We start from the raw sequence: 25,739 nt of genomic DNA, 5'->3' as shown, positions 1-25,739 counted from the left end.
AAAATTGGCTTACAAATTAGCATTATATTTGTTGCCTTAGCGAAAGTAATAAGAATACCTTTCAAATCCATACAATGCATTACTTCAAAAAATATTTCATACAGTTCATTCCTTTTTTCTTAGCAATATTTACCTACTTTACTTTTGTTTTTTTTAAGAATAATGCAGAATTAACAGAGCATATCTATGCCCAATCAATATATCCTGTTATTGCTTCTGTTCTATCTAATTTTTCAAGTTTAATTTCTTTTTCATTAGATGATGCTTTTTACGTTTTGTTGGTTTTAATAGTGATATTTGGTGTATGCCTTGTTATTCTTCGAAAACGATCTGTCAAATGGTTTTTTCTCAGACTTACCCAGATTTTAGCAGTGGTATATTTTTTGTTCTACTGGTTTTGGGGATTTAATTATTTAAGGCAGGATGCACATCATCGTATTGGGATCGAAAAATCAAAAGCAGATAAAGATACCTTAGTTAAGGTTTTAGATCTGGTCATTGAAAAAACAAACAAATCTTACATCTCATTTGTTGGTAAAGACAGTGTTAATTATCAATCTGTACTTGAACCTTCAATAGAGCAACTGCATTATACTTTAAATTATCCTTATCCTAATGGACAAAGAAGAGTTAAGCATATTTTATTTAGTGATTTTTTTGCGAAGGCTTCAATTTTAGGTTATTACGGTCCGTTTTTTAATGAAGTACATGTAAATGCTTATTTATCAGTTTGGGATAAACCAATCGTCACAGCTCATGAAATGAGTCATCAGCTTGGAATAACAAGTGAAGCAGAAGCTAATTTTTATGCCTGGATGATAACTGTAAATTCAGATGATCAATTTGCTAATTATAGTGGATGGCTTTATGCTTTGGGATTCTTTTTGTATCAATCAAGAGATGTGACAGATCAAAAGGAAATCATAAAAAAGATAAAACCAGAAGTAATTTCTGATTTTAGAGCCAGAAGAGAATACTGGAAGAATTTAAGAAGTGATAAAATCGATGAGGCAGCACGAAAAGTTAATGATGCCTATTTGAAATCAAATCAAGTGAAAAATGGTGTTGCAGATTATGGTGGTGTGGTACAGTTGATTATTGATTTCTATTTGTCGAATACTAATAATGAGATATTTAAAAAGTAATTATATGATAAAATTAATTGTATCGGATATGGATGGAACCTTGCTGAATGACGAGAAAGAACTTTCTCCAAAGTTTCAGGAAGTGTATACAAAGCTACAGGAGAAAGGAATTAAGTTTGCGGTTGCGAGTGGTAGACCATCCTATTCACTTGTGCCACAGTTTAATTTTTTCAACCATAATATCCTTTTTATTTGTGATAATGGAGCTTTTATCAATATGGATGAGGAGCCAATTGTTGTGAAACCTCTTGATATGTCGTTTGTAAGATCTATTATTAAAGATGCCCGGGCAACAGATGGTGTTTATATTACTGTTTGTGGTATGCATACTTCATACATTGAGAAAAGTCAGGAAGAATTTTTGCCGGAAGCAAGCAAGTATTATAAAGGCCTTGAAATTGTTGACGACTTAATGGAGTTGGATGAAACCATTCTAAAAATTGCCTTATTCGATAGTAAGACATGGAAAAATAATAGTTGGGATGTTTGGCAAAAGTATACCGAACATTTAGCTATTGCGCCATCAAGTGATCAATGGATTGATATTATGCCAATAGAGGTTAATAAAGGTATGGCTCTAAAAATTGTACAAGAAAAACTTGGCGTTTCAAATGATGAAACAATGGCCTTTGGTGATTATCTTAATGATTTGGAGATGCTGAAAATGGCTAAATATAGTTATGCTATGGAAAATGCTCACCCCACTATCAAAAATATTGCTGCGTTTCAGGCACCCGATAATAATGATGATGGTGTTTTAAATACCATAGAAAAAGTAGTATTGCTTTAAATATGAAGTAATTATTTTAATTCAAATAAGTTGCATTGAAAAATAATTATTATCTTTGCGCCCGCAAAACAGAGTTTTTGCAACATTTGTTAAACAAATAAATTTTAAACACATGCCAGTAAAAATTAGATTATCTAGGCACGGGCGTAAAAGAAACGCTTTCTATCACATTGTGGTAGCAGATAGCAGATCACCACGTGATGGTAAGTTCATTGAGCGTATTGGATCATACAATCCAAACACAAATCCTGCTACAGTCGATTTAAATTTCGATAAAGCATTAACTTGGTTAAGCAACGGAGCACAACCAACTGATACTGCAAGAGCAATCTTGTCGTACAAAGGTGTTTTAATGAAAAAACACTTATTAGATGGTGTTAAAAAAGGTGCTTTTGATGAGGCTGAAGCTGAAAAAAGATTTAGTGCCTGGTTAACTGAGAAGCAAGCTAAAATTCAAGCTAAGATTGATGGTCTTGAAGGTAAAGCTGCTGAAGCTGCAAAAGCAAATCTTGAGCGTGAAGCTAAAATTAACAGCGAAAGAGCTGAAGCTATCGCAAAAAAGAATGCTGAATTAGCTGCTGAAGCTGAGGCTGCAACTGCTGAAGCTGCTGCTGAAGAGACAACAGAAGCTGAAGAAGCTACTGATGAACCAGAAGCTCCTGCTGCTGAGTAATTCAGAAAGAAATTGAGCATTTAGATATAAATGCAAAAAAATAAAAACCCTCATTGTAAAATGAGGGTTTTTTTGTATCCAATATTTTATAATTTTATCAGTCCTAATTATTTGAAGTTATGATTATAAAAGAGCAGTGTGTAAAGGTGGGTTTTGTAAGTAAACCACATGGAGTTAAAGGAGAAATTTCCGTTTCGTTATTTGATGGATTTTATAGTGAAGATTTTGATTCTGAGTTTCTTTTGCTGGATATTGATAATGGACTGGTTCCTTTTTATATTGAATCATTACGAATAAAAGGAAGTAAAACTTTATTGATCAAACTTGAGGATGTTGAAACTGAAGATAAAGCTCGTGAATTCTCAGGTACAGAAGTATATACAGAATCGGTAAACATAAGTGTAAAAGATGATTTTCAGACTGTTGCGTTTGTAGGATTTACAGTTGTTGATCAAGAAAAGGGAGATATTGGTGTTATCACAGGAATTAATGAAATATCAAATAATCCGCTTTTTATCATTGATTGTGATGGAGACGAAATTTTGATACCAATTAATCCCGATTTTATTATAGCTGTCGATGAGCAGGAAAAAACAATTGCTGTTGATCTTCCTGAAGGTTTAGTCGATTTGTATATAAATGATGAAGATGGTGATGAAGACGATTTCTAACCTTGGTAAAACATCTTAACTTATAATATAAATTTCCTTTCCCTTTCCTAATCGTAACTGGATTCTTACTATTTTCAAATTTATCAAAGATTAAACGAATCTTTGGTACTAATTATGATATGTAAATCCGGAGGAACGGCATTTAAATATTAAAGTATGGATAGCAATGGATTTATTGGCATGATTAAACATGCCTTAGTTACTTATAAAAACCAACCTGCATTTACCGATTATGAAGGGGATACTTATACTTATCAACAGGTATCTGAGCGTATTTATTGGATTCATCAGTTATTTCAGACTTGTGAAATTAAAAAAGGGGACAGGATTGCATTGATCGGGCGCAATTTGAGTAACTACGCCGTAGCGTATCTTGCAACAGTTTCTTATGGAGCAGTAGTTGTGCCTATATTACCTGATTTTGGAAGTAGTGAAATACATCATATAGTAAATCATTCAGAGTCTAAAATTTTATTTTCAACAGATCATATATTTAATAAAGTTGATGAGAGTAAAATGACTGGTTTAAAAGGGATTATTAGTATTGATACCTTTAAGCCTCTCGTTAATTGTTCTATCAATTTAAAGCAGGAAGTAAATAAAATATCTTTGACGCCCGAGATTGCAGTAGAGCAAATTAATTTTGCAAATATTGGACCTGATGAAATGATGGTATTATCATATACTTCAGGAACATCCGGTTTTTCTAAAGGAGTTATGCTTCCGCATAGAAGTATCTGGTCAAATGTATTTTTTGCACAAGAACATTTAAAATTGGAGCCTGGAAACAGAATTGTTTCTTTTTTGCCTTTAGCACATGCATATGGTTGTTTGTTTGAATTTTTATGGCCATTTACGGTAGGGTGCGATATTACGTTTTTAAGTAGAACACCTTCTCCTAAAATTATAACTGAAGCTTTTCAAAAAGTTAAGCCACATTTGATATTATCAGTACCATTAATACTAGAAAAGATCTTTAAAAAGAGGATTGCTCCTGCACTGGAAAAACCTACCGTACGAACCCTTAGTAAAATACCTCTTTTAAATCAGGTGGTTTATCAGAAGGTTAAAAAGCAATTGATGGAAGTTTTTGGAGAAACATTTCAACAGATTGTAATTGGAGGAGCTGCATTAAATAAAGATGTTGAAGATTTTTTAAGGAAGATTGGATTTCCATTTACTATAGGTTATGGCATGACAGAATGCGGACCGCTCATAAGTTATGAAGTCTTCAATAAAACAATGCCTCGGTCTGCCGGAAAATTGGTGGATAGAATGGAAGTGAAGATTGATTCTGATAATCCTAATAAACAAGTTGGTGAGATTCTTGTTAAAGGAACAAATCTCATGTTAGGTTACTATAAAAATCAGGAAGCAACAGATGCTGTTTTTGATGCGGATGGATGGTTACATACAGGGGATTTGGGTGTTATTGATGAAAATAACTTCATTTATATTAAAGGGCGAAGTAAGAATATGATATTAAGTGGCTCTGGTCAAAATATCTATCCTGAAGAAATAGAAGCCAGACTGAACAGTATGGATTATGTGCAGGAATGTTTGGTAAGAGATATGGGAGAAGGAAAACTGGAGGCGCTTGTTTATCCGGATTTTGAATTGGCTGATTCAGAAGGTATCTCCGAAGTGGAATTGATGAATAAGATACAAGAATTGAAGTCGTTGGTTAATAATGAATTGCCAGCTTATATGAATTTGTCAAAGGTTACCTATTATCCCGAAGAGTTTGATAAAACTCCCAAAAAGAGTATTAAAAGATACAAGTACATTAAGTAGATATACATGCTTAAAATTATTGCAGATGATAAAATTCCCTTTCTACAAGGGGTGTTGGAACCTTATGCACACATGGTTTATGTGGCTGGGTCAGAGACTACAGGTGATTTAGTAAAGGAGGCAGATGCCTTAATTACCAGAACACGAACAAAGTGTAACAAGTCATTGTTGGAAGGAAGTAATGTTAAAATGATTGCTACTGCAACAATTGGATTTGATCATATTGATACGCATTACTGTGATGCCGCCGATATTAAATGGGTAAATGCTCCAGGTTGTAATTCAGGTTCAGTGAAGCAATATATCGCCTCAGCTTTAGCTATACTTGCTATTAAAAAGAATTACAAATTTAAAGATATTACAATTGGCATAGTAGGTGTTGGTAACGTTGGGTCAAAAGTAAAAGCATTGTCAGAAGCCTTGGGTATAAAAGTGCTGGTAAATGATCCTCCAAGAGCTAAGGCTGAAAATTCAGTTGAATTTGTTGACTTAAAGACAATACAGAAAGAAGCTGACATCATTACATTTCATGTTCCGTTGCAACGGGAAGGTGAATATAAAACGTACCATCTCGCCAATGAATCATTCTTTAAATCGTGTAAGAATGATGTTGTTATTATTAACTCTTCAAGGGGTGAGGTAGTGGATAATCAAAGTCTGTTAAAAGCTTTGAATGAAAAGAGCGTTGGGGAAGCAGTTCTTGATGTTTGGGAAAGTGAACCAGATATAGATACAGCGCTTTTAAATAAAACCATCATAGCAACACCGCATATTGCAGGGTATTCTGTTGATGGAAAGGCCAATGGTACAGCAATGAGTGTGCAGGCAATCAGTAAAAAATTTAATTTGCCATTAACAGAATGGTATCCTGATGGATTGCCTTTGCCTGATAATGAGTTGATAGAAATAGATGGTAATGGTAAAACAGATCAGGAAATTTTGATTGAGGCCATATTGCATACTTACAACATCTTAAATGATGATAGTAAGATGAGGATGCATCCTGAAGAATTTGAAAAACAAAGAGGATCTTATCCTGTACGTCGGGAATTCGGAGCATTCAACGTTGAATTAAAAAACAGTTCAAATTTTATAGTGGAATCATTGAACAAAATAGGTTTTGCCACTGTTAAATTAATCTGATAAGAATACAATTCTTATGTATATTAAAGTACCTTTATGAGGCTTTCTCATGTAAAGGGAAAGGATTTTTAATTATGTAAAAATGGATAAAAAAGCAAACATAGGATTAATTGGTTTAGCCGTTATGGGCGAAAACCTTGTGTTAAATATGGAAAGTAAAGGCTACACTGTAGCTGTTTATAATAGAACAACTGAAAAAGTAGATAAATTTATTAATGGCAGAGGTGCAGGAAAAAACTTTATTGGTACGCATTCAATTGAGGAACTAGTTGAATCATTAGAGCGACCAAGGAAAGTAATGATGCTTGTAAAAGCCGGTGCTGCAGTTGATGCCTTAATTGATCAGATTATTCCTTACTTGGAAGAGGGTGATATCATTATTGACGGAGGAAATTCTCATTATCCTGATTCGATAAGAAGAACAAAATATGTAGAAGAAAAAGGCTTTTTATATGTAGGTTCAGGTGTTTCAGGTGGTGAAGAAGGAGCGCTTACAGGTCCTTCATTAATGCCTGGTGGTTCAGATAAAGCATGGCCTTTTATTAAGGATATTTTTCAAAATATTAGTGCTAAAGTTGAGAATGACGTTCCATGTTGCGATTGGGTTGGACAAGATGGTGCCGGCCATTTTGTAAAAATGGTGCACAATGGTATTGAGTATGGAGATATGCAATTAATTAGTGAGGCTTACCACATTATGAAAGATTATGTGGGACTGTCTCATGATGAAATGTATGAAATATTCGACGAGTGGAACAAAGGTGATTTAGATAGTTATCTGATTGAAATCACTCGTGATATCATGGGCTATAAAGAGGATGGACAACCTTTGGTTGAAAATATCCTGGATGCCGCTGGCCAAAAAGGTACTGGAAAATGGACCGGAATTTCTGCTTTAGATTTAGGTGTACCTTTAACGTTAATAGGGGAATCTGTTTTTGCTCGTTGTTTGTCAGCTCAAAAAGAAGAAAGAGTTGAAGCTTCAAAAATATTAGGTTCACCAATTAAGAAATATGATGGTGACAAAAAGCAGTTTGTAAAATACATTAAGGATGCCTTATTTGCTTCTAAAATTGTTTCTTATGCACAAGGTTATGTTTTAATGCGTGAGGCTGCAAAAGAAAACAATTGGGACTTAAATTATGGTGGTATTGCTCTAATGTGGAGAGGTGGATGTATCATTAGATCTGTATTCTTAGGAAAAATTAAAGATGCATTTGATAACAATCCTGAATTGCCAAATCTTTTATTAGATCCATATTTTAAAGAAAAGATAAATGATGCAATTGAAGGATGGCGTCAGGTAGTGGCTCATTCTGTATTAAGTGGAATTCCTGTTCCAACATTTTCAAGTGCGTTAAGTTATTTTGATGGTTACAGAACCGAAAAATTACCAGCCAATTTGTTACAGGCTCAGAGAGATTATTTTGGTGCACATACTTATGAAAGAGTTGACAAGCCAAGAGGTGAATATTTCCACACTAACTGGACAGGAAGAGGTGGCGATACAGCTTCAACAACTTATGATGTATAATATCAATGGTATATAGATAAAACAAGAAAAGCTGCATTTTTGCAGCTTTTCTCATTTAAAGTCATTTCTGATTCGAAAATCAGATTTAGTAGTTTAAAGTTTTTCTTGTAACAGCAATAAAAATATCCATACTTCTTAGTTCATCCTTTAAAGCCATTAAATCTTTTATTTTAATAAGACCTATCTTATAATTATACTCTGGTCCATTGTATTCTTCTGAAATAGAATCGAATTTAAATTTCTTTAAATCTTCATCCTTTTTATAGCGTAAGTAAATTTCAATAATTACGTCTTTCTCATACTCAAAAGAACTGTAATAATTCATTTTTTTATACTCGTATCTATAATTATGAGCAATGGCTGTAATATCTGATAAAACAGCTGAACCAGTAGGGTGACCACCTGCTCCTTTACCAAACATAAATTGTTTGTCGTACGCCAATCCTTTTATAACAACACCATTAAATTCGTCCTCTACATTGTAAATGTACTTGTCTCTTTTAACCAATCGAGGTAAAACGAATAAGGAAATTTTGTTGTTTTCTAGTTTTTCAACTTGTCCAACTAACTTTATCTTAAAGTCTTTTTCTTTAGCATATTGTATATCAAAGTCGGAAATATTTGAGATTCCATAATGTAGTACATCTTTTGGATTTACAACTGTACCAAAGCTATGTGCAGTTAATATAATCAGCTTAAATAGCGAGTCAAATCCATCTACATCAAAACTAGGATCAGCTTCTGCAAAACCAAGTTCCTGAGCTTCTTTAAGTGCAGAATCGTAATCTTTATTGTGATCAAATATTTTAGACAGGATATAATTGGATGAACCGTTTAAGATTCCTGTTACAGAAAGAAGAAGGTCATTATCGTAGTATTCCTCCAGGTTACGGATTACCGGGATACTTCCACAAGCGGATGCTTCGTAAAGTAAGGATACATTCTTTTCTTTCTGAATCTGAATTAACTCCTCAAGGTTTTCAGCAATCATCTTTTTGTTAGCAGAAACAACATCTTTTCCACTTAAAAGCGATTTTTTTACAATGTGGTAAGCTTCATCAGCATCTGATATTAATTCAACTACAAGATTAATATCACCATTGTTTAAAATTTCATCAGGATTGTAGCAGAATAGTTCATCCGGAAGGCTTCGTTTCTTTTTGTTTTTAACACAAATACTTAAGATTTCAGCATCCAGAGCCGGACTCTTTTGAAGGACATCATATAAACCTTGTCCAACTACTCCAAAACCAATTAATCCTATTTTTAATTTTTTCTTCATCATCTTTGTCGATTGTTTGCCTGGCAATAAAAAATCCTGTTTTAACATTACCATTTAAGTGGAGCAATGTAAAACAGGATCAATAATGTTTTATTTTGATTTGCTAAAACCTTGTGTCAGGTCAGCTTTGATATCATCTACGTGTTCAATTCCAACAGATAGCCTTAATAATCCAGGTTCAACACCTGAAGCTTTTTGCTCTTCAACACTTAATTGTTCATGTGTAGTTGTGCTAGGGTGAATAATCAGTGTTTTAGCATCACCAATGTTTGCAAGGTGACTGATTAAATCTAAACTTCCAATAAACTTATCAGCTCTCTCATTACCACCTTTAATCTTAAAGGTTAGTACACCGCCAAATCCTTTAGTTAAATATTTTTTAGCTAATGAATGATAAGGTGAACTTTCCAATCCCGGATAATTCACGTATTCTACTTCAGGATGTTGCTCTAACCATTGAGCTACTTTTAATGTATTTTCAACAGTTCGGTCAACTCTTAATGATAAAGTTTCAAGACCCTGAAGTAATAAGAATGAATTGAAAGGACTTAATGCAGGACCAAAATCACGTAAGCCTTCTACTCTACATCTGATGGCAAAAGCAATGTTTCCGAAAGGACCACCTTCACCAAATACTTCCCAGAAATTCAATCCATGATAGCTTTCACTTGGTTCTGAGATGGAAGGGAATTTACCATTACCCCAATTAAAATTACCACCATCAACAATCACTCCACCAATAGAAGTACCATGGCCACCAATCCATTTTGTAGCCGATTCTACAACAACATTGGCTCCGTGTTCAAGTGGACGAAATAAATAACCACCGGCACCAAATGTATTGTCAACAATTAAAGGAATCTCGTGACGCTGTGCGATCTCTGCTATTTTTTCAAAATCAGGAATATTGAAACGTGGATTACCAATAGTTTCCAGATAAATAGCTTTAGTGTTTTCATCAATCTTTGATTCAAAATCTGCCGGATTATCCCCTTCAACAAATTTTACTTCAATACCAAGGCGTTTAAATTGTACTTTAAACTGGTTGTATGTTCCACCATATAAATATGATGTTGAAACAAAATTATCTCCTGCCTGAAGAATATTATTCATTGCGATAAACTGAGCAGCTTGTCCGGATGAAACTGCTAGTGCAGCAACACCACCTTCAAGTGCAGCAACGCGCTTTTCAAAAACATCAGTAGTTGGATTCTGAATACGAGTGTAAATGTTTCCAAATTCTTTTAAGCCAAATAAATTGGCAGCATGATCAGCATCGTTAAATACATAAGATGAGGTTTGATAAATTGGAACTGCTCTTGAGTTCGTATCGGAATCAACCTGTTGACCAGCGTGTAACTGAAGTGTTTCAAATTTTAAGTCTGACATGGTATAAAAGTTTAATTGAATAATCTACATTTCTTTCCTTAACAATGCCTGGCGCATTATAATCGGTGAATGAAATGAAATTATTCTGATACAATGCGCCATGACACTAGAATGTCATCATCATCATGCGACACATCATACCTGTATAACCAAATAAGTTTTTGGAGGTAACAACAATGTTGTTCAAAAGGAAAGATAATATGTTATTGTTGTTTTTCACTTGTAATAAAAATGTTGATACAAATTAAGCGAATATGAAATTATAAAAAAAGAGTTTATGTTCTTTTTTTTGTGATATGACCCTATAAATTCCTACCAAAACAAAATATTTTCAACTTTTTTTCGTTTTAAAAGCAACCTTAAGGATTTTTTATAGTCTAAGCAAGAGTAACTAATAACCAAAATACTTTATTTATGAAAGCTCAAATTCTGTCTCTTGTCAACTGCATGAAAAAGATTGAAATACCTGTTCGTTTTCTAATTCTTCAGGTAATTGTTCTCATTTCAATTGTGTTATTTTTTACAATTTAAGTTTACAACATATTGGGAAGGGGAAGCTACATTCTTCCTTTCCCAAATAAACCTTTTTCTCTTATTTCGCGAGTCCCAAAGTAGTAGGTTAAGTCAACTACAGGAAGGAACATTGTACCATCACCTTTGCCAAAACTCATCCAATAGCCACCACTAAGTGCAAATTTTGGTGAGATCTTATATCTTACCAGGGAGTTTTGCTCAAAAGCATTTCCATATGTTTTGCCTGCAAACAACCCACGTGCTGCCACCGTTAGAAAAAGATCCTGATTTAGATAAAAATCTCCCTGAACTCGTGCAGAAAAAAATCCTCCATCACCCAAAATTACACCACTTCTTGAACGAACAAACTTATAATTGACAAGCTTAACATCTGTTTCAGAGATTTTTATCCCGTAGTCGTATGATAAGCCAGCAGTTAAAATAATGTAAGGTTGTTTAATGCCGCCACACTTTAAATCTTTTAAAAATGGTTTACTTACTATAATTTCATTCTTTAGTGCAACAACTTCTGGAATAGCAGAGTTTTCAGGTATAAACTGGTTGTAATTATTATTGCGCATAATCTGCAATCCCGGTAAAAAAGAGTAAAGCTGATGACGGGTAGCAATGTATAGCTTGTCTTCTGTCCATCTGCGTTTGTAGTAAATCATCGGAATAAATGCTGCAGAACCTATTGATGTACCGATTTCTACACCTCTTCTAAAGCTTAATCTGGTTGGACTAATTAAACTGATATCACCACCATCTAAAGGAACTGTATTGGCTGTTTCATAGCTCCAGATAAAATCATTTCGTGCAATAGATGCAGAACTACCCATTGGAACTAATTCATTGAATTTGTTATAGTTGCTTTTTTTATTGGCTTCTTCCTGTCGTTTACGAATTTCTCTTTTACTGGAACCTTTATTCCTGCCTGATTTACGCTGTGCATCAATGTTTACAGGCACTAGTAGCATCATAAAAACTATGATGGCAAGGGTTTTATTTAAATAATCGTTTTTGTACTGAATTGTGGTCATAGGACACAAATGATATGTTATATTAAGTTTAAACGAAAATCAAATGTAATTATTATAAGTTTTTAAAACAGAAACTATTGACATTAAAATAGTTTCTATATTAATTTAGTTTTCTATTTTTATGAGTAGACGAATAACTTATTGCAAAATGAAAAAAACTAAGTGTCATTTTGTAAGCTCATTTACCGATTAAAAAGTGCTATTTACCGAATTGTGATTTGAAACAATTATTCACTCTTGTAGATTTGATTAAGAATTAGATGGATGCAGTTTGTTTAAACAAATGATTTTATAACCCCAAGAACCTGAAAATTATATGAAGAACAAAAGAAAGTACTATGTAATTATACTATTTCTTTTATTTCCTTATTTTGTAAAAGCTCAGACTGATACCCTTGAGGTTACACTGAGTCAGGCAATGGCTTATGCAACAGAATTTGGTTATCAGAGTATTAATGCAAGATATGATATTGATATAGCCAGAAAAAAAGTGAATGAAACGATTGCTATTGGTTTACCTCAAATTAATGGAAGCGGATCAATAGCCAACAACCTAAAACTTCAGGAGAATCAAATCCAATTTGGAGACACTACTATCACCACAGTTTTTGGTACTAAATACAATAATTCAATTGGAGGCAGAGTGGATCAATTGCTTTTTGATGGTTCTTATTTTGTAGGGTTACAGGCTAGTAAGGTTTATGTTCGGCTGTCGGAAAATGTGGAACGAAAAACCAATATTGAGTTAAAACAAGCAGTTGCCGAAGCTTATTTTTTAACGCTTGTAGCCAAACAGAATATTCAGGATTTTAAAGCAACACTTGAGACAAATAAAAATACCTTAAAGCAAATTGAAGCCTATTTTGAAAAAGGCTTTAGGGAAGATATTGAGGTAGATCAAATAAAATTAATGGTTAATGAATCACAACGTATGTATGATGATGCTGAAAATCAATATAAAATAGCCCTGTCAATATTAAAATTTGCAATGGGTTATGATATCGATAAACCATTAAAATTATCAGAGAGTATTAATGATATTCTTCTTACTATTCCCACAACACCAACATTAATGAGTGATATAAAAACTCATATTGATTACCAGACCATTCAGACTCAAATTGACATTAAAGGTTTGGATATTAAAAATCAACGGGCTTTAGCTATGCCCAGATTAAGTGCCTTTTTAACTTACGACTATGCATATTTCGGACAAAATTGGTCTGACTTAGTCAAAACAGAAGGTTCCATGCTTGGAGTAGCTTTGTCTGTTCCAATTTTTTCCAGTGGACAGAGATCTGCTCAGTTAAAACAAAAGAAATATGAGCTCTCAAAATTAAGTGTTGAAAAACAGATGGTTGAACAAAGCTTAAAGCGAGATTTAATTGTAGCAAAGGCTAATCTTGAAAATGCTCAGAAACAATTTTTAAATGCCAGAGAATCGAAAACAATATCTGAACGAATCTATCAAAAATCGCTTGTTAAGTTTAAAAATGGATTGTTGAATAGTCTTGAGTTGTCGCAAAATGAGGGAAATATGATAGAGTCTGTTATTAATTACAATAATGCAGCTATGAATTACTTTAACTTATACATCGTTTATAAAAAGGCAAACTCTCAATTGTAGAATTTGTGAGGATTCAAATGTCTGAGTAGGAATCAATTTAAATCAACTATTACAATGAAAAAAATAATTACTTACATCATATTGTTTACCATATTAGCTGCATGTTCTTCTTCAGAAAAGGAAGAAATTAAAGCTAAGATAGCAGAAAACAGAAAGACAATTAAAGCTTTGAAAAAGGAAAATACAAAGCTTGAAAAGGAATTGAAGATGCTGTCAGAAGATAGTGTAAAATTTAAACTTCCGGTAGTTACAAAAGAAGTAACAGCCCGGGTTTTTAAACATTTTATCTTAGCCAGTGGCTTACTCGAAGCCGTACAAAGTGCGAATATTAGTCCTGAAGTACCAGCTCAGATAAAATTGATTCATGTTGTAGAAGGACAATATGTTCAAAAAGGGCAACTGCTGGTTTCTTTGAATTCAACTATTATTTCCAATGCTATTAAAGAAATAGAAACAAATCTTGAATTAGCAAAAGATGTTTACGATAAACAAAAGAGTCTTTGGGATCAGAATATAGGGTCGGAAATTGAATATCTTCAGGCTAAAACGAATAAAGAGTCCCTGGAAAGAACCTTGGAAACACAAAAAGCTCAGTTTGATCTTTATCAGATTAAAGCTCCATTTGATGGAATTGTGGATAATATTATTTCTAAAGAAGGAGAACTTTCTTCTCCCGGAGCAGTAATTCTTCAGTTTGTTAATCTAAGTAAGATGAAAATAAATTCAGAAGTTTCTGAAGCTTTTTTGCCATTTATACACTCGGGAGATACCATTGAATTGACTTTTTCAACCTATCCTGATTTAATTATTAAAGAACCCATTGTAAGAACGGGAAATATTATCCATCCTGAAAACAGGACTTTTAATGTACAGGTTGTATTAAAAAATCAAGAAAATAAATTAAAGCCTAATATGATGGCTTCGATGAAGATTAATGATTACAAACTGGAAAATGCATTGGTGGTGCCTTCAGCAATTATTAAGAATGATATTACAGGGCAGTTTTTATTTGTTGTAGAAAATAATACTGCAAAAAAGATATATGTGGAATCAGGTCGTTCATATAAAGATGAAACTGTTGTTGTAAAAGGATTAAAAGAGGGAGATCAGGTTATTGTAGAGGGATTTAATACTGTTTCGAATGGAACTTTGGTTGAATTAAGATAAAGTTTTAATCATTATTGAAATGCAAGAAAATCAAAATATAAATAAAGATAGTATTAAAGAAAAGATTGTTAGAGAATTTAAGCTGACAAGTCTTGCCTTACGAAATAAAACCACGGTTTTACTTTTAACGTTTTCATTGGCCATTTTCGGATTGGTTTCTTACAATACTTTACCTAAAGAATTATTTCCGGAGGTTGAATTGCCATGGATTATGGTGATGACTCCCTACCCTGGAAATGCACCTCTTGATATTGAAAACCTGGTTACCCGTCCGATTGAAAAGGAATTGGAAACGATTAACGGAATTAAGGATATCAAATCAACTTCTTCGCAAGGATTCTCATATGTATTAATAGTATTTAACAGCGGTATTGATAACAAAGTGGCCTTGCAGGATTGTAAAGACGCTGTTGATGACGCAATGGATGATTTGCCTGATGATTTACCCTCAGATCCTGTAGTTCAGGATATTGATGCTTCAGAGTTTCCTGTGGTGAATATCAATTTATCGGGAGATTATAGTATTGATGAGTTAAAAAAATACGGAGAAATTCTTGAAGATAGAATCGAAGCCTTATCCGAAATATCTAAAGTAGAAATTCAAGGTATCAATGAAAAGGAAATCAAAGTAAATGCAGATCCTTTAAAAATGGCTGCTCATAAAGTTAGTTTTAACGATATTGAGAATGCCATTGCCTATGAAAATATGAGTATTTCAAGTGGCGAAATTAAACTTGGAAACACAAGACGATCCATTAGGGCTTTAGGTGAATTTACTTCAGTTAGTGAAATCGAAAACATTATTGTAAAAAGTGAAGAAGGGAAAATTGTTTATTTATATGATATAGCTGAAGTAGTTGATGGTTATGAAGAACCTTCGAGTATCACCAGATTAAATGAGCAACCTGTTATATCATTACAAGTGATAAAAAAAGGTGGAGAAAATCTTTTGAATGCCACCGCTCAAATAGATGATATTCTTAAAGAAATAAGAGCTGATCATATTTTTCCGGAAGCATTACAAATAACCATTACTAATGATCAATCTGATATGGTAAAGGCTCAGTTAAATAGCCTTGAGAATAGTATGATTATGAGTATGCTATTTGTGATATTGGTATTGTTTTTCTTTTTAGGAACCCGAAATGCGCTTTTTGTTGGCCTGGCAATTCCTTTATCGATGTTTCTATCTTTTGTGGTATTACAGATTATTGGTTATACCATAAATATGATGGTATTGTTTGGATTGATATTGGCACTGGGAATGCTGGTGGATAATGCCATTGTTGTTGTTGAAAATATCTATAGGTTTATAGATAAAGGTTACAGGCCTATAGAAGCTGCACGAAGAGCTGTTGGTGAAATTGCAGTTGCAATTATTGCATCGACCTTAACAACTCTGGCTGCATTTTTTCCTTTGGTATTTTGGGATTCTGTGATGGGTGAATTTATGAAATACCTGCCAATAACTTTAATTATAGTGCTTTCGTCTTCACTTTTTGTGGCATTGGTTATTATTCCGGTTTTTTCATCAATGTTTATTAAGCACTCTGATGAGGATAAGATTCCGGATAAATTTATTGTTATTCGTATAGTTGTGATTCTTGTGGTGTTGGGAATTCTCTCTTATGTTTTGGGGTTAAATATTCTCGGAAGTCTTTTATTTATTGCAGCATTTGTTTCAATAATGAATTATCTGTTTTTTGCTAAAATAGGAATTTGGTTTAAAACCACCTTTCTCGACACATTGGAACGTATCTATGTAAAATTTCTTACCGGGGCTTTAACAGGGAAACGTCCAAGGAATTTACTGTTGGGCACTATTTTATTGTTGTTTTTAACTATAGCATTTTATTTTATGAGTTCTCCTAATATGGTTTTCTTTCCATCCGGAGATCCTAACTTTATTAATGTGTTCGTAGAATTACCTGCAGGTACACATATTACTGCAACTGATAAATTTGCCAAAACATTAGAAAAAGATATCATCAGAATGATTGAACCTTATAAAGGTGCAGTTAAGTCAGTATTGACCAATGTAGGAGATGGTGCGAGGTTAGAAGATGATCTTGATTTTTCAACCAGAGATAACAAATGTCTTGTGACAGTTTCTTTTGTTGATTATGAAGATAGAGGAGGAGTTAAAACAGCTAAGATTTTGAAACTATTTAATGATAGTCTCACCTATAATTATCCGGGAGCCATATTTACAATTGATCGAGATAGTGGAGGACCTCCTACTGGAAAACCTATTAATTTGGAGATTTCTGGTTATGATTTTAATGAATTAGTCTATTTGGCCGATACGATTGAGGGTATTATTGAAAGAGAACAGATTGAAGGAATTGAAGGCTTAAAGATGGATCTCAATGTAAATAAGCCAGAGATGATTGTTACCATCGACCGTGAAAAAGTACGAAGGTTTGGAATGAGCACTGCACAGGTTTCAAGTGCTTTGCGAACTGCTTTGTTTGGGAAAGAGGTATCAGACTATAAAATTGGAGAAGATAAATATCCTATTCAGCTACGTTTAAAAGAAGAGTTCAGGAACAGTATACCGGCATTAATGAATCAGAAGATTGTTTTCAGAGACAATATGGGTAAGTTAATGCAAATACCAATCTCTGCTGTGGCCAGTTTTACATATACAACTACTTATGATGCGGTAAAACGAATTGATTTAGATCGTGTGGTTACCCTGTATTCTAATGTTGTGGAAGGTTATAATGCCAATAATGTGAATAATGAAATTAAAGCTGTTCTCGAGGATTTTGAAATGCCAACAGGTTATGAATATAAGTTTACCGGAGAGCAGGAGGAGCAGGCTGAATCCATGGAGTTTTTATCCTTTGCCCTGGGGCTGGCAATAGCTTTAATCCTGATTATTTTGGTTTCGCAATTTAACTCTATTGTTAAACCCTTTATAATAATTGCAAGTGTGTTGTTTAGTACTATTGGTGTGTTTGGAGGTTTAGCCACTTTCAAAATGGATTTTGTGGTTATCATGACTGGTATTGGGATAGTATCTCTGGCTGGGGTAGTTGTAAATAATGCAATCGTATTGATTGATTATATAGAGCTTTTAAAAAATCAAAAACGTGCTGAGTTAGGACTTGGAGAAAAAGTTTTTTTGCCAGTTGATATAGCTACCGAGTGTATTGTTTTGGCGGGTAAAACCAGATTGCGTCCTGTGTTGTTAACTGCAATAACTACTGTTTTAGGATTATTCCCAATGGCTATTGGAATTGATATTGATTTCTGGGGATTATTAAGTAGTTTTGAACCAAATATCAGTTTTGGAGGAGATATGGCTGCCATGTGGTCACCTATGTCATGGACCGTAATTTTTGGTTTGACTTTCGCTACATTTTTAACTTTGATTATTGTTCCTGTAATGTATCGAATTGCCGTTTTAACCAAGAAGAAAATGTTGCGCATTATGGGTAAGATGTAGTGTTATTTTATAATGGATATTTTTATTAGGGGAAATCTGAAAATTCCCCATTTTTTCGTGATAATTGAATATTCGTAATGAAAATTAAATGTTAAAGACTAACTTTACGCTTGACTGAATAGAGCATCATAATAAAATGAAGCGTTTTATAGTTTATGGTGTTGTATATAAGTTAAATATCTTTAGTATAAAGAAATCAACGCAACATATTAATGAGGAATTTCTTACATTTTTTAATTAAGCACCATATAGGATTATTGTTTATCCTTTTAGAGATGGTTGCTTTTATTTTAATTGTAACATATAATCAAAATCAAAGAGCCATATATTTAAGTTCATCATCAAAAATGAGTGGTGGATTATTTGAAACGGTTAGTAATATTGAACAGTACTTTGTTCTTAAAAAAGTTAATCAGGAACTTGCAGAAGAAAATGCCTATTTAAGAAGCCAATTGCCGACTTCGTTTGTTCAGGCAAGAGATTATTTTGCTCTTGTAGGAGATTCAAGTACATCTACACAGTATAAATATAGAACTTGCAGGGTTGTTAATAATACAATTCGTAAGCACTTTAACTATATCACCCTTAATAAAGGAAGTTTAGATGGTATTAAACCTGATATGGGAATTATTTCTGGCTTGGGCGTTGTAGGAATTGTAATTAAATGTACCGATAATTTTAGTACAGCATTATCTATTCTTAATCCCCGTTTAAAGATATCCGCCAAGCTTAAAGGTTCCGACTTTTTTGGTTCGGTAAGCTGGGATAATAAGTCAATTCATCATGTTATCCTTGATGAAATACCTGAACATGCCGATGTTCAGTTGGGTGAACAGGTAATAACAAGTGGATTCTCAAGTACATTTCCAGAAGGTGTTTTGATAGGAACGGTTGAGAGTGTTGAGCATCCTGTTGGAGAGAGCTTCTATAAAATTAAGGTGAAACTTAGTGTTGATTTTGCAAGGTTGAATTATGTTGAGGTAGTTGAAAATATTTTTCAGGATCAGCAATTACAATTAGAGGAGGAGAGCGTACAATGATTAGTTTAATACCAAGATATATATTCAATTTTTTCTTTTTTATTTTTCTTCAGGTTTTAATTCTGAATAAAATTGAATTCTCCGGTTATATAAATCCATACCTGTATGTGCTATTTATTTTAACGTTACCCTTTGAAACACCAGGGTGGCTTTTGCTTGTTTTAGCATCTATTTTAGGAGTAAGCATCGATATATTTTCAAATACACCAGGTATGCATATGGCCGCAATTTTATTGATGGCCTATTTGCGTAGATTTGTATTAATGCGCATTTCGCCTCGTGAAGGATATGAAGTAGGTACCTTACCTATTCCTTCATTTTATGGATTTCCATGGTTTTTTAAGTATGCAGGTATATTGGTAGTAATACATCACCTTTTTTATTTTTTCATAGAATCCTTTTCGTTTTCAAATATTATTGAGGTATTCGGTAAAACTATTTTTAGTTCAGTTTTTACCTTAATTTTAATGGCAATAACTCTATTGTTTACTTATCAAAAACGTAATAGAATTTAAAAAAGAGCAGGGTGGAAAATTTAAACAGACGAACATTAGTTGTTGCCTTAATCTATATTTCTATAGGGATTGCCTTTGTCATAAAACTGTTTATTCTTCAGGTTTATGATCCTTCATATAAATTCTCTGCTGAAAGTAATACCCGAAGAGAGATAATTAATTACCCTGCAAGAGGATTGGTTTATGATAGAAATGGCACCTTAGTAGTTTCCAATCAGGCTAACTATGATTTAATGGTTGTACCCAAGGAGCTCAAACCTATGGATACAGTATCTTTTTGCAGAGCATTAAATATTTCAAAAGATGAATTGAAAGACTTATTTAATGAAATGAGGGTGAAAATTCGTAATAGAAAGATATCAACTATTAAACCCTCTATTTTTTATAAGCAATTATCAGCAGAACAATATGGTTATTTACAAGAAAAACTATATAAGTTTGATGGATTTTTTGTTCAGCGTAGAACTTTAAGAAAATATGAATATCCCAATGCAGGTCATATACTTGGCTATATTGGAGAAGTTAGCCCAAGTACCATTAAAAAGGATGATTATTATATAAATGGTGATTATCATGGGATTAATGGGATAGAATCAACATATGAGAAATTTCTTCGGGGTAAAAAGGGATATGAATATGTTTTAGTTGATGTTCATGGTAGAGAAAAAGGTGCTTTCAGGGATGGACGTTTTGATATACCTGCTGAGGCTGGAAAAGATATAAAACTTACTATTGATATTGACCTGCAAAAATACGGCGAAGAGTTAATGGCCAATAAAATTGGTTCTGTTGTAGCTATTGAGCCTGAAAGTGGAGAAATTCTTAGTATGATATCTGCACCAAGTTATGATCCTTCATTATTTGTGGGTAAAAAACGAGCAGGGAATTTCGTTGAATTGAGTACGGATTCTCTAAAACCATTATTTAACAGGCCTATAATGGCGTTATATCCTCCCGGATCAACATTTAAACCTTTAAATGCATTGATTGGTTTGCAGGAGGGTGTAATAACTCCGCAATCTAAGTTTGAGTGTTACATGGGTTATTCTGTGGGAAGTTTTCATTTAGGATGTCATCATCACACAAGTCCATTGGATTTACGACAATCTATTGCGGGTTCATGTAATGCATATTATTGCCATGTATTTCGAGATATCATTGATAATCCAAAAAATGAAACTGTTCAGGATGGATTTGAGCTTTGGAAAAATTATCTGGTAAGATTTGGATTCGGATACAAACTAGGTGTTGATTTTGCCAATGAAAAGAGAGGATTTGTTCCCAATCATAAAACTTACGATAAAATTTATAATAAAAGTTGGTCGTCTTTAACTGTTGTTTCATTAGCTATTGGTCAGGGAGAGTTATTAACAACACCGCTTCAAATTGCCAATATGGTTGCAACAATTTCAAATAAAGGAAAATACTTTACTCCTCATATTATTAAAGAAATTGAGAATGATACCATTCCGTCAAAGTTTACACAGATTCACGAAACGGGTGTTGATACGGTGAATTTCAGACCGGTAATTGAAGGTATGGAATTAGCAGTTTGGGGTACAGGAGGAAACACTGCTGGTATTGCCCGTATACCTGGAATCAGGATTTGTGGTAAAACCGGAACAGCTGAAAACCCACATGGAGAAGACCATTCTGTATTTGTGGCGTTTGCACCTAAAGATAATCCTAAAATAGCTATTGCTGTTTATGTTGAAAACGGTGGATTTGGTTCAACTTATGCTGCTCCAATTGCTAGTTTGATGGTTGAGAAGTATTTGAAAAAAGAAATTGATCCATCTCGTAAATGGATTGAAAAAAGAATGTTAGAAGGAGACTTGATTCATGCCACAAAATAATAGTTACATAAAATCTATTGATTGGTTAACCGTATTTACCTATGTATTGTTGGTTGCATTTGGCTGGTTTAATATTTATGCAGCTAATTACAACCCTGAAAATCCAGTATTTTTTGATACGAGTAGAGAGTATGCAAAGCAGTTAATGTGGATTGCCTTGTCTTTGGTAATTATCTGGGTAATATTTATGACGGATAGTAAGTTCTATGTGGCATTTTCATATTTTCTGTACGGATTGTCGGTCTTCCTTTTGTTTACGGTAATATTTTTAGGTAAAGAAATCAATGGAGCTAAGTCGTGGTTTGAGTTAGGCCCTGTGCGTTTTCAGCCTGTAGAGCTGGCAAAAGTCGCCACTGCACTTACTTTGTCCAGGTTAATGAGTAGGTATGATTTTTCTTTTAAAAAGAGGTCCAATGTACTAAGAGTTGGTTTGGTTTGGATTTTACCAATCATATGCATCCTTTTACAAAATGATACCGGTTCAGCACTCGTTTTCTTTATTTTGGTATTACCACTTTATAGAGAAGGATTATCCGGAAGTATATTGGTTTTTGCTTTTATTGGGGCAGTAGTTTCTGTACTAACACTAGTTTATCCTAATGTGTTGATTCTTTGGTTGATTATAATTGGAATATATGTTTTTCTTAGCCTAAAAATAAATATAAAATTAGTAGGCTATACTGCCTTGGTTGGTTTTATTGGTTTTGGATTGAGCTATCTTGTGTTTCGCATTATTGGAAAAGAACCAAGATGGGATTTATTTACATTGCTAGCCGCAGTATTTATATCAGTTTTTTTAGCAGTTAAAGGTATAAGTAAGAGATTAAAACCCGTTTTACCTGCATTGTTATTTATGTGGGGAGGTATAGCATTTACTATTTCAACGGATTATTTTGTAGAAGAGATATTATCAGAATATCAGCGTAATAGAATTAATGTACTACTTGGTTTTAAAGATGATCCATTAGGGGCAGGTTATAATGTAAATCAATCTAAAATAGCAATTGGTTCCGGAGGTATACTCGGCAAAGGTTATTTGGATGGTACACAAACCAAGTTTGATTTTGTACCCGAACAAAGTACTGATTTTATTTTTTGTACTGTTGGCGAAGAGTGGGGATTTATTGGTACATCTGTAGTTGTACTTTTGTTTATGTTTTTGATGATCAGGTTAATCATATTGGCAGAAAAACAGCATTCTGTGTTCAGTAGAATATATGGTTATTGTGTAGCTTCTATTTTTTTCTTCCATTTTTCTATTAATATAGGTATGACGATTGGTTTGGCTCCAGTAATAGGAATCCCGCTTCCATTCTTTAGTTATGGGGGTTCTTCCTTATGGGGATTTACCACTTTGTTATTTATATTTCTAAAGCTTGATACCAATCGGGGCGAACTTATCAGGTGATTTCTTACAATTTTTTACTATTTTTGTCGCGTTTTTGTGTTTTTGGCAAGTAATCTACTTTAAATCAATAAATTGCGTGTTTATCTAATTGTAAGTGCGAATTTGACATGAGTCATTATTATTCGTAACTTAAGATATGTCATGGACTATACCGGGGCAAAATTTACCACGTTATTAATTAGAAAATGAACTTCTTATGATTTAAGAAGTAATTTTTTCTGTATTAAAGTATTGCTCGTCGAGAACCGATAATATGGTAATAACTTTTAAAAAGAAAGCATGATTATGATGAAGTATCAGACGTATACATTGCATAATTTTAAAAATATCCCGCAAATATCAATGTTGTCGGATGAAGATATTCTTAATATTGAGGTAGTAGGCCATGTTCTTCCTTTTAAAACGAACAATTATGTGGTAAATGAACTGATTAACTGGGAAAACTTTCATGAGGATCCTATGTTCATCCTGAATTTTCCACAAAAGGGAATGTTGTATCCAGAGGATTTTAATCACATGGCAACATTAATCAAATCAGGAGCATCAAATACAATCTTAAGGGAGGAAGCAAATATCATTCGTGAGAAAATGAATCCGCATCCTGCCGGCCAGCTTGAATATAATGTTCCTGAATTAGACGGCGAAAAGTTACATGGTGTGCAACATAAGTACCGTGAAACAATGTTGTTTTTCCCTTCTCAAGGACAGACTTGTCATGCATATTGTACGTTTTGCTTTAGGTGGCCACAATTTACAAATATGCACGATCTCAAATTCTCCATGAAAGAGATTGATTTAATAATCGAGTACATTAAGCAACATCCTGAAATAACAGATTTACTTATTACAGGTGGCGATCCAATGGTAATGAAAGCCAGTATTTTTGATGCTTATATTACAAAAATACTAAATGCCAAAATAGAACATTTACAAACAATTCGAATTGGATCCAAATCACTTAGTTTCTGGCCCTATAGATATTTAACAGATTCTGACGCAGATGAAATGATTTCTGTCTTTGAAAAAATCACAAAGTCAGGAATGAATTTATCATTTATGGCACATTTTAATCATCCAAGAGAGTTGGAAACGGAAGCTGTTAAAAGTGCAGTAAAAAGAATCAGAGAAACTGGTGCTGTTATCAGAACACAATCTCCAGTATTAAATCACATTAATGCGCATGGTGATATTTGGGCTGATATGTGGCAAAAACAAGTTAATTTGGGAATGATCCCATATTATATGTTTATTGCCAGAGATACCGGAGCACAAGAATATTTTGGTATCCCAATCGTAAAGGCCTGGAGTATATTTAAAAGGGCTTATACACAAGTCAGTGGAATAGCAAGAACAGTTAGAGGGCCAAGTATGTCTTGTACTCCTGGTAAAATTCGGGTTGCCGGAGTTACAGAAATAAAAGGAGAAAAGATTATTACCCTTGAATTTATTCAAGGTAGAAATAGCGATTGGGTTGCTCGTCCATTTTTTGCTAAGTTTGATTGTCATGCACAGTGGATTGATGATTTAAAACCTGCGTTTGATATGGAAAATTTCTTTTATGAGGAAGAATTGGCAGAGATATTGTTAGGGTAAAGCATCTTTACATATAATATAAAGCATTAATAACCATATGTTATCTGTATTTTGGTAATATATGGTTGTTTGTTTTTTTATATAAATAATAAACTATTTTTGTGCCTAATAAATTTAAATTTTAATCATCTTGAAATTCTTACAAAAATACTCTAAGGCTTTAAAACTTATTGCTAAAATAGCTTTATCTGTTGCCGCACTATACTATGTGTTTCAAAAAATTGATTTTCAGGAAACAATTAATGCCGTAACAGGTATTAATATTTGGTTTTTATTGCTGGCCATAATTTTATATGCTTTTTCGCAGGTGATTAGTTCGTATCGCTTAAACACATTTTATAGATATGTGCCAATAAAAATTAGTGTTGTAGCAAATATTAAGCTTTATTGGCTGGGAATGTTCTACAATATGTTTTTGCCAGGAGGAGTTGGTGGCGATGGTTATAAAATCTTCTTGTTAAATAAGAATTATAAAACATCGGTAAAACGTTTAATAGGTACCATATTTGCCGATAGGTTAAGTGGTTTAGCTGTTATTGTTATTTATATTTGTGCTTTAGTGTATTTTATTGATTACGATTTAGGTAAATCAGGCGTTCCTGAAGGAGGCATTAAATTAGTACATGAAATATTAGTATGGATTAATCCTTTCTTAAATTACTTTGTGGTATTTATTCCAATTATAGCTGTTGGATATTATATTTATCTCCGATTATTTAGTTCACATTTAGTACCAGCAACGTGGAAGGTTTTTGCTTTATCTTTGATTATTCAGGCATTTCAAATGTTTTCTGCCATATTAATTCTGAAATCGATGGGTACAGAGTTATCTGGTATGGAAGATGATTATTTATTCTTATTTTTCTTATCCAGTATTATGTCTGCCATACCTATTTCATTGGGAGGTTTAGGCTTAAGAGAGGTTACTTTTATGTTTGGATCTCAGTACTTAGGATTGAATGAAGATCATGCTGTTGCTTTAAGTTTAATATTCTATTTGATCTCACTTTTTATTTCATTGTTTGGTGGTTATTATGCATATAATCCTTCTAAAATTTTCAAAAACGAAGATCTTAATTAATTCATATTCTTTAATACGGTTTAA

General features: G+C 33.3%; 19 protein-coding genes. 16 read left to right on the top strand and 3 right to left on the bottom strand.

Annotated elements, in window-relative coordinates; translation table 11 throughout:
- The first annotated feature begins 74 nt into the window (after positions 1 to 74).
- The 7 genes from OM075_RS00890 to gnd all read left to right on the top strand — a co-directional run bounded on the left by OM075_RS00890 (position 75) and on the right by gnd (position 7,750).
- Positions 75 to 1,145, top strand: a complete 1,071-nt coding sequence (locus OM075_RS00890) for a DUF3810 domain-containing protein (RefSeq protein WP_301188567.1) — start codon at positions 75 to 77, stop codon at positions 1,143 to 1,145.
- A gap of 4 nt (positions 1,146 to 1,149) precedes the next feature.
- Positions 1,150 to 1,935 carry an HAD family hydrolase gene (locus OM075_RS00885; protein ID WP_301188566.1) on the top strand — a complete coding sequence of 262 codons (786 nt, stop codon included), beginning with the start codon at positions 1,150 to 1,152 and terminating at the stop codon, positions 1,933 to 1,935.
- Between the two features lie 112 nt (positions 1,936 to 2,047).
- Positions 2,048 to 2,608, top strand: coding sequence for a 30S ribosomal protein S16 (locus OM075_RS00880; RefSeq protein ID WP_301188565.1), 561 nt, complete (start codon positions 2,048 to 2,050; stop codon positions 2,606 to 2,608).
- A 119-nt stretch (positions 2,609 to 2,727) separates the two neighbouring features.
- The gene (rimM, locus tag OM075_RS00875; protein ID WP_301188564.1) at positions 2,728 to 3,279 is read left to right on the top strand and encodes a ribosome maturation factor RimM; all 552 of its coding nucleotides are present in this window, start codon (positions 2,728 to 2,730) and stop codon (positions 3,277 to 3,279) included.
- A 156-nt stretch (positions 3,280 to 3,435) separates the two neighbouring features.
- On the top strand, positions 3,436 to 5,073 hold the full coding sequence (locus tag OM075_RS00870; RefSeq protein ID WP_301188563.1) for an AMP-binding protein: 1,638 nt from the start codon (positions 3,436 to 3,438) through the stop codon (positions 5,071 to 5,073).
- Between the two features lie 6 nt (positions 5,074 to 5,079).
- Positions 5,080 to 6,216: a 4-phosphoerythronate dehydrogenase PdxB gene (pdxB, locus tag OM075_RS00865; RefSeq protein ID WP_301188562.1), complete on the top strand. Its 1,137-nt coding sequence runs from the start codon at positions 5,080 to 5,082 to the stop codon at positions 6,214 to 6,216.
- 82 nt (positions 6,217 to 6,298) lie between these two features.
- Complete coding sequence (gene gnd / locus OM075_RS00860; RefSeq protein ID WP_301188561.1) at positions 6,299 to 7,750, top strand: decarboxylating NADP(+)-dependent phosphogluconate dehydrogenase; 1,452 nt, start codon at positions 6,299 to 6,301, stop codon at positions 7,748 to 7,750.
- An 85-nt stretch (positions 7,751 to 7,835) separates the two neighbouring features.
- Here the strand turns inward: gnd and OM075_RS00855 are convergent, their stop codons facing one another.
- The 3 genes from OM075_RS00855 to OM075_RS00845 all read right to left on the bottom strand — a co-directional run bounded on the left by OM075_RS00855 (position 7,836) and on the right by OM075_RS00845 (position 11,974).
- Entirely contained in the window at positions 7,836 to 9,035 is a 1,200-nt protein-coding gene (locus tag OM075_RS00855) for a homoserine dehydrogenase (RefSeq protein ID WP_301188560.1), read from the bottom strand.
- Positions 9,036 to 9,122: 87 nt separating this feature from the next.
- Entirely contained in the window at positions 9,123 to 10,421 is a 1,299-nt protein-coding gene (locus OM075_RS00850; RefSeq protein ID WP_301188559.1) for an O-acetylhomoserine aminocarboxypropyltransferase/cysteine synthase family protein, read from the bottom strand.
- A 557-nt stretch (positions 10,422 to 10,978) separates the two neighbouring features.
- The gene (locus OM075_RS00845) at positions 10,979 to 11,974 is read right to left on the bottom strand and encodes a hypothetical protein (protein WP_301188558.1); all 996 of its coding nucleotides are present in this window, start codon (positions 11,972 to 11,974) and stop codon (positions 10,979 to 10,981) included.
- 316 nt (positions 11,975 to 12,290) lie between these two features.
- Here OM075_RS00845 and OM075_RS00840 point away from each other — a divergent pair, with 316 nt between their 5' ends.
- The 9 genes from OM075_RS00840 to OM075_RS00800 all read left to right on the top strand — a co-directional run bounded on the left by OM075_RS00840 (position 12,291) and on the right by OM075_RS00800 (position 25,715).
- Positions 12,291 to 13,601 carry a TolC family protein gene (locus tag OM075_RS00840; RefSeq protein ID WP_301188557.1) on the top strand — a complete coding sequence of 437 codons (1,311 nt, stop codon included), beginning with the start codon at positions 12,291 to 12,293 and terminating at the stop codon, positions 13,599 to 13,601.
- A 54-nt stretch (positions 13,602 to 13,655) separates the two neighbouring features.
- Complete coding sequence (locus OM075_RS00835) at positions 13,656 to 14,768, top strand: efflux RND transporter periplasmic adaptor subunit (RefSeq protein WP_301188556.1); 1,113 nt, start codon at positions 13,656 to 13,658, stop codon at positions 14,766 to 14,768.
- A 19-nt stretch (positions 14,769 to 14,787) separates the two neighbouring features.
- Entirely contained in the window at positions 14,788 to 18,222 is a 3,435-nt protein-coding gene (locus OM075_RS00830; RefSeq protein WP_301188555.1) for an efflux RND transporter permease subunit, read from the top strand.
- A 212-nt stretch (positions 18,223 to 18,434) separates the two neighbouring features.
- Complete coding sequence (gene mreC / locus OM075_RS00825) at positions 18,435 to 19,262, top strand: rod shape-determining protein MreC (RefSeq protein WP_301188554.1); 828 nt, start codon at positions 18,435 to 18,437, stop codon at positions 19,260 to 19,262.
- A complete protein-coding gene (gene mreD, locus OM075_RS00820; protein WP_301188553.1) occupies positions 19,259 to 19,777 on the top strand; it encodes a rod shape-determining protein MreD in 519 nt (172 codons plus the stop codon). The genes mreC and mreD overlap by 4 nt, the downstream gene beginning before the upstream one ends.
- Positions 19,778 to 19,788: 11 nt before the next feature.
- Positions 19,789 to 21,633 carry a penicillin-binding protein 2 gene (gene mrdA, locus OM075_RS00815; RefSeq protein ID WP_301188552.1) on the top strand — a complete coding sequence of 615 codons (1,845 nt, stop codon included), beginning with the start codon at positions 19,789 to 19,791 and terminating at the stop codon, positions 21,631 to 21,633.
- Positions 21,620 to 23,041 (top strand): rod shape-determining protein RodA, encoded by a 1,422-nt coding sequence (gene rodA, locus OM075_RS00810; RefSeq protein ID WP_301188551.1) that lies wholly within the window; start codon positions 21,620 to 21,622, stop codon positions 23,039 to 23,041. Before mrdA ends, rodA begins: the two co-directional genes overlap by 14 nt.
- Positions 23,042 to 23,326: 285 nt before the next feature.
- A complete protein-coding gene (locus OM075_RS00805; protein WP_301188550.1) occupies positions 23,327 to 24,634 on the top strand; it encodes a KamA family radical SAM protein in 1,308 nt (435 codons plus the stop codon).
- A 130-nt stretch (positions 24,635 to 24,764) separates the two neighbouring features.
- Positions 24,765 to 25,715, top strand: a complete 951-nt coding sequence (locus OM075_RS00800) for a lysylphosphatidylglycerol synthase transmembrane domain-containing protein (RefSeq protein ID WP_301188549.1) — start codon at positions 24,765 to 24,767, stop codon at positions 25,713 to 25,715.
- The last annotated feature ends 24 nt before the right edge of the window (positions 25,716 to 25,739 follow it).

The sequence above is a fragment of the Plebeiibacterium sediminum genome (genome assembly GCF_026013605.1).
Taxonomy (GTDB): Bacteria; Bacteroidota; Bacteroidia; order Bacteroidales; family Marinilabiliaceae; genus Saccharicrinis; species Saccharicrinis sediminus.
This window is presented reverse-complemented; position numbering and strand designations above follow the sequence as displayed.

What these genes read in the sequence shown, in the direction of transcription:
- OM075_RS00890 (WP_301188567.1), top strand. Translation starts at nt 75, where the DNA reads ATGCATTACTTCAAAAAATATTTCATACAGTTCATTCCTTTTTTCTTA.
- OM075_RS00885 (WP_301188566.1), top strand. Translation starts at nt 1,150, where the DNA reads ATGATAAAATTAATTGTATCGGATATGGATGGAACCTTGCTGAATGAC.
- OM075_RS00880 (WP_301188565.1), top strand. Translation starts at nt 2,048, where the DNA reads ATGCCAGTAAAAATTAGATTATCTAGGCACGGGCGTAAAAGAAACGCT.
- rimM (WP_301188564.1), top strand. Translation starts at nt 2,728, where the DNA reads ATGATTATAAAAGAGCAGTGTGTAAAGGTGGGTTTTGTAAGTAAACCA.
- OM075_RS00870 (WP_301188563.1), top strand. Translation starts at nt 3,436, where the DNA reads ATGGATAGCAATGGATTTATTGGCATGATTAAACATGCCTTAGTTACT.
- pdxB (WP_301188562.1), top strand. Translation starts at nt 5,080, where the DNA reads ATGCTTAAAATTATTGCAGATGATAAAATTCCCTTTCTACAAGGGGTG.
- gnd (WP_301188561.1), top strand. Translation starts at nt 6,299, where the DNA reads ATGGATAAAAAAGCAAACATAGGATTAATTGGTTTAGCCGTTATGGGC.
- OM075_RS00855 (WP_301188560.1), bottom strand. Translation starts at nt 9,035, where the DNA reads ATGATGAAGAAAAAATTAAAAATAGGATTAATTGGTTTTGGAGTAGTT.
- OM075_RS00850 (WP_301188559.1), bottom strand. Translation starts at nt 10,421, where the DNA reads ATGTCAGACTTAAAATTTGAAACACTTCAGTTACACGCTGGTCAACAG.
- OM075_RS00845 (WP_301188558.1), bottom strand. Translation starts at nt 11,974, where the DNA reads ATGACCACAATTCAGTACAAAAACGATTATTTAAATAAAACCCTTGCC.
- OM075_RS00840 (WP_301188557.1), top strand. Translation starts at nt 12,291, where the DNA reads ATGAAGAACAAAAGAAAGTACTATGTAATTATACTATTTCTTTTATTT.
- OM075_RS00835 (WP_301188556.1), top strand. Translation starts at nt 13,656, where the DNA reads ATGAAAAAAATAATTACTTACATCATATTGTTTACCATATTAGCTGCA.
- OM075_RS00830 (WP_301188555.1), top strand. Translation starts at nt 14,788, where the DNA reads ATGCAAGAAAATCAAAATATAAATAAAGATAGTATTAAAGAAAAGATT.
- mreC (WP_301188554.1), top strand. Translation starts at nt 18,435, where the DNA reads ATGAGGAATTTCTTACATTTTTTAATTAAGCACCATATAGGATTATTG.
- mreD (WP_301188553.1), top strand. Translation starts at nt 19,259, where the DNA reads ATGATTAGTTTAATACCAAGATATATATTCAATTTTTTCTTTTTTATT.
- rodA (WP_301188551.1), top strand. Translation starts at nt 21,620, where the DNA reads ATGCCACAAAATAATAGTTACATAAAATCTATTGATTGGTTAACCGTA.
- OM075_RS00805 (WP_301188550.1), top strand. Translation starts at nt 23,327, where the DNA reads ATGATGAAGTATCAGACGTATACATTGCATAATTTTAAAAATATCCCG.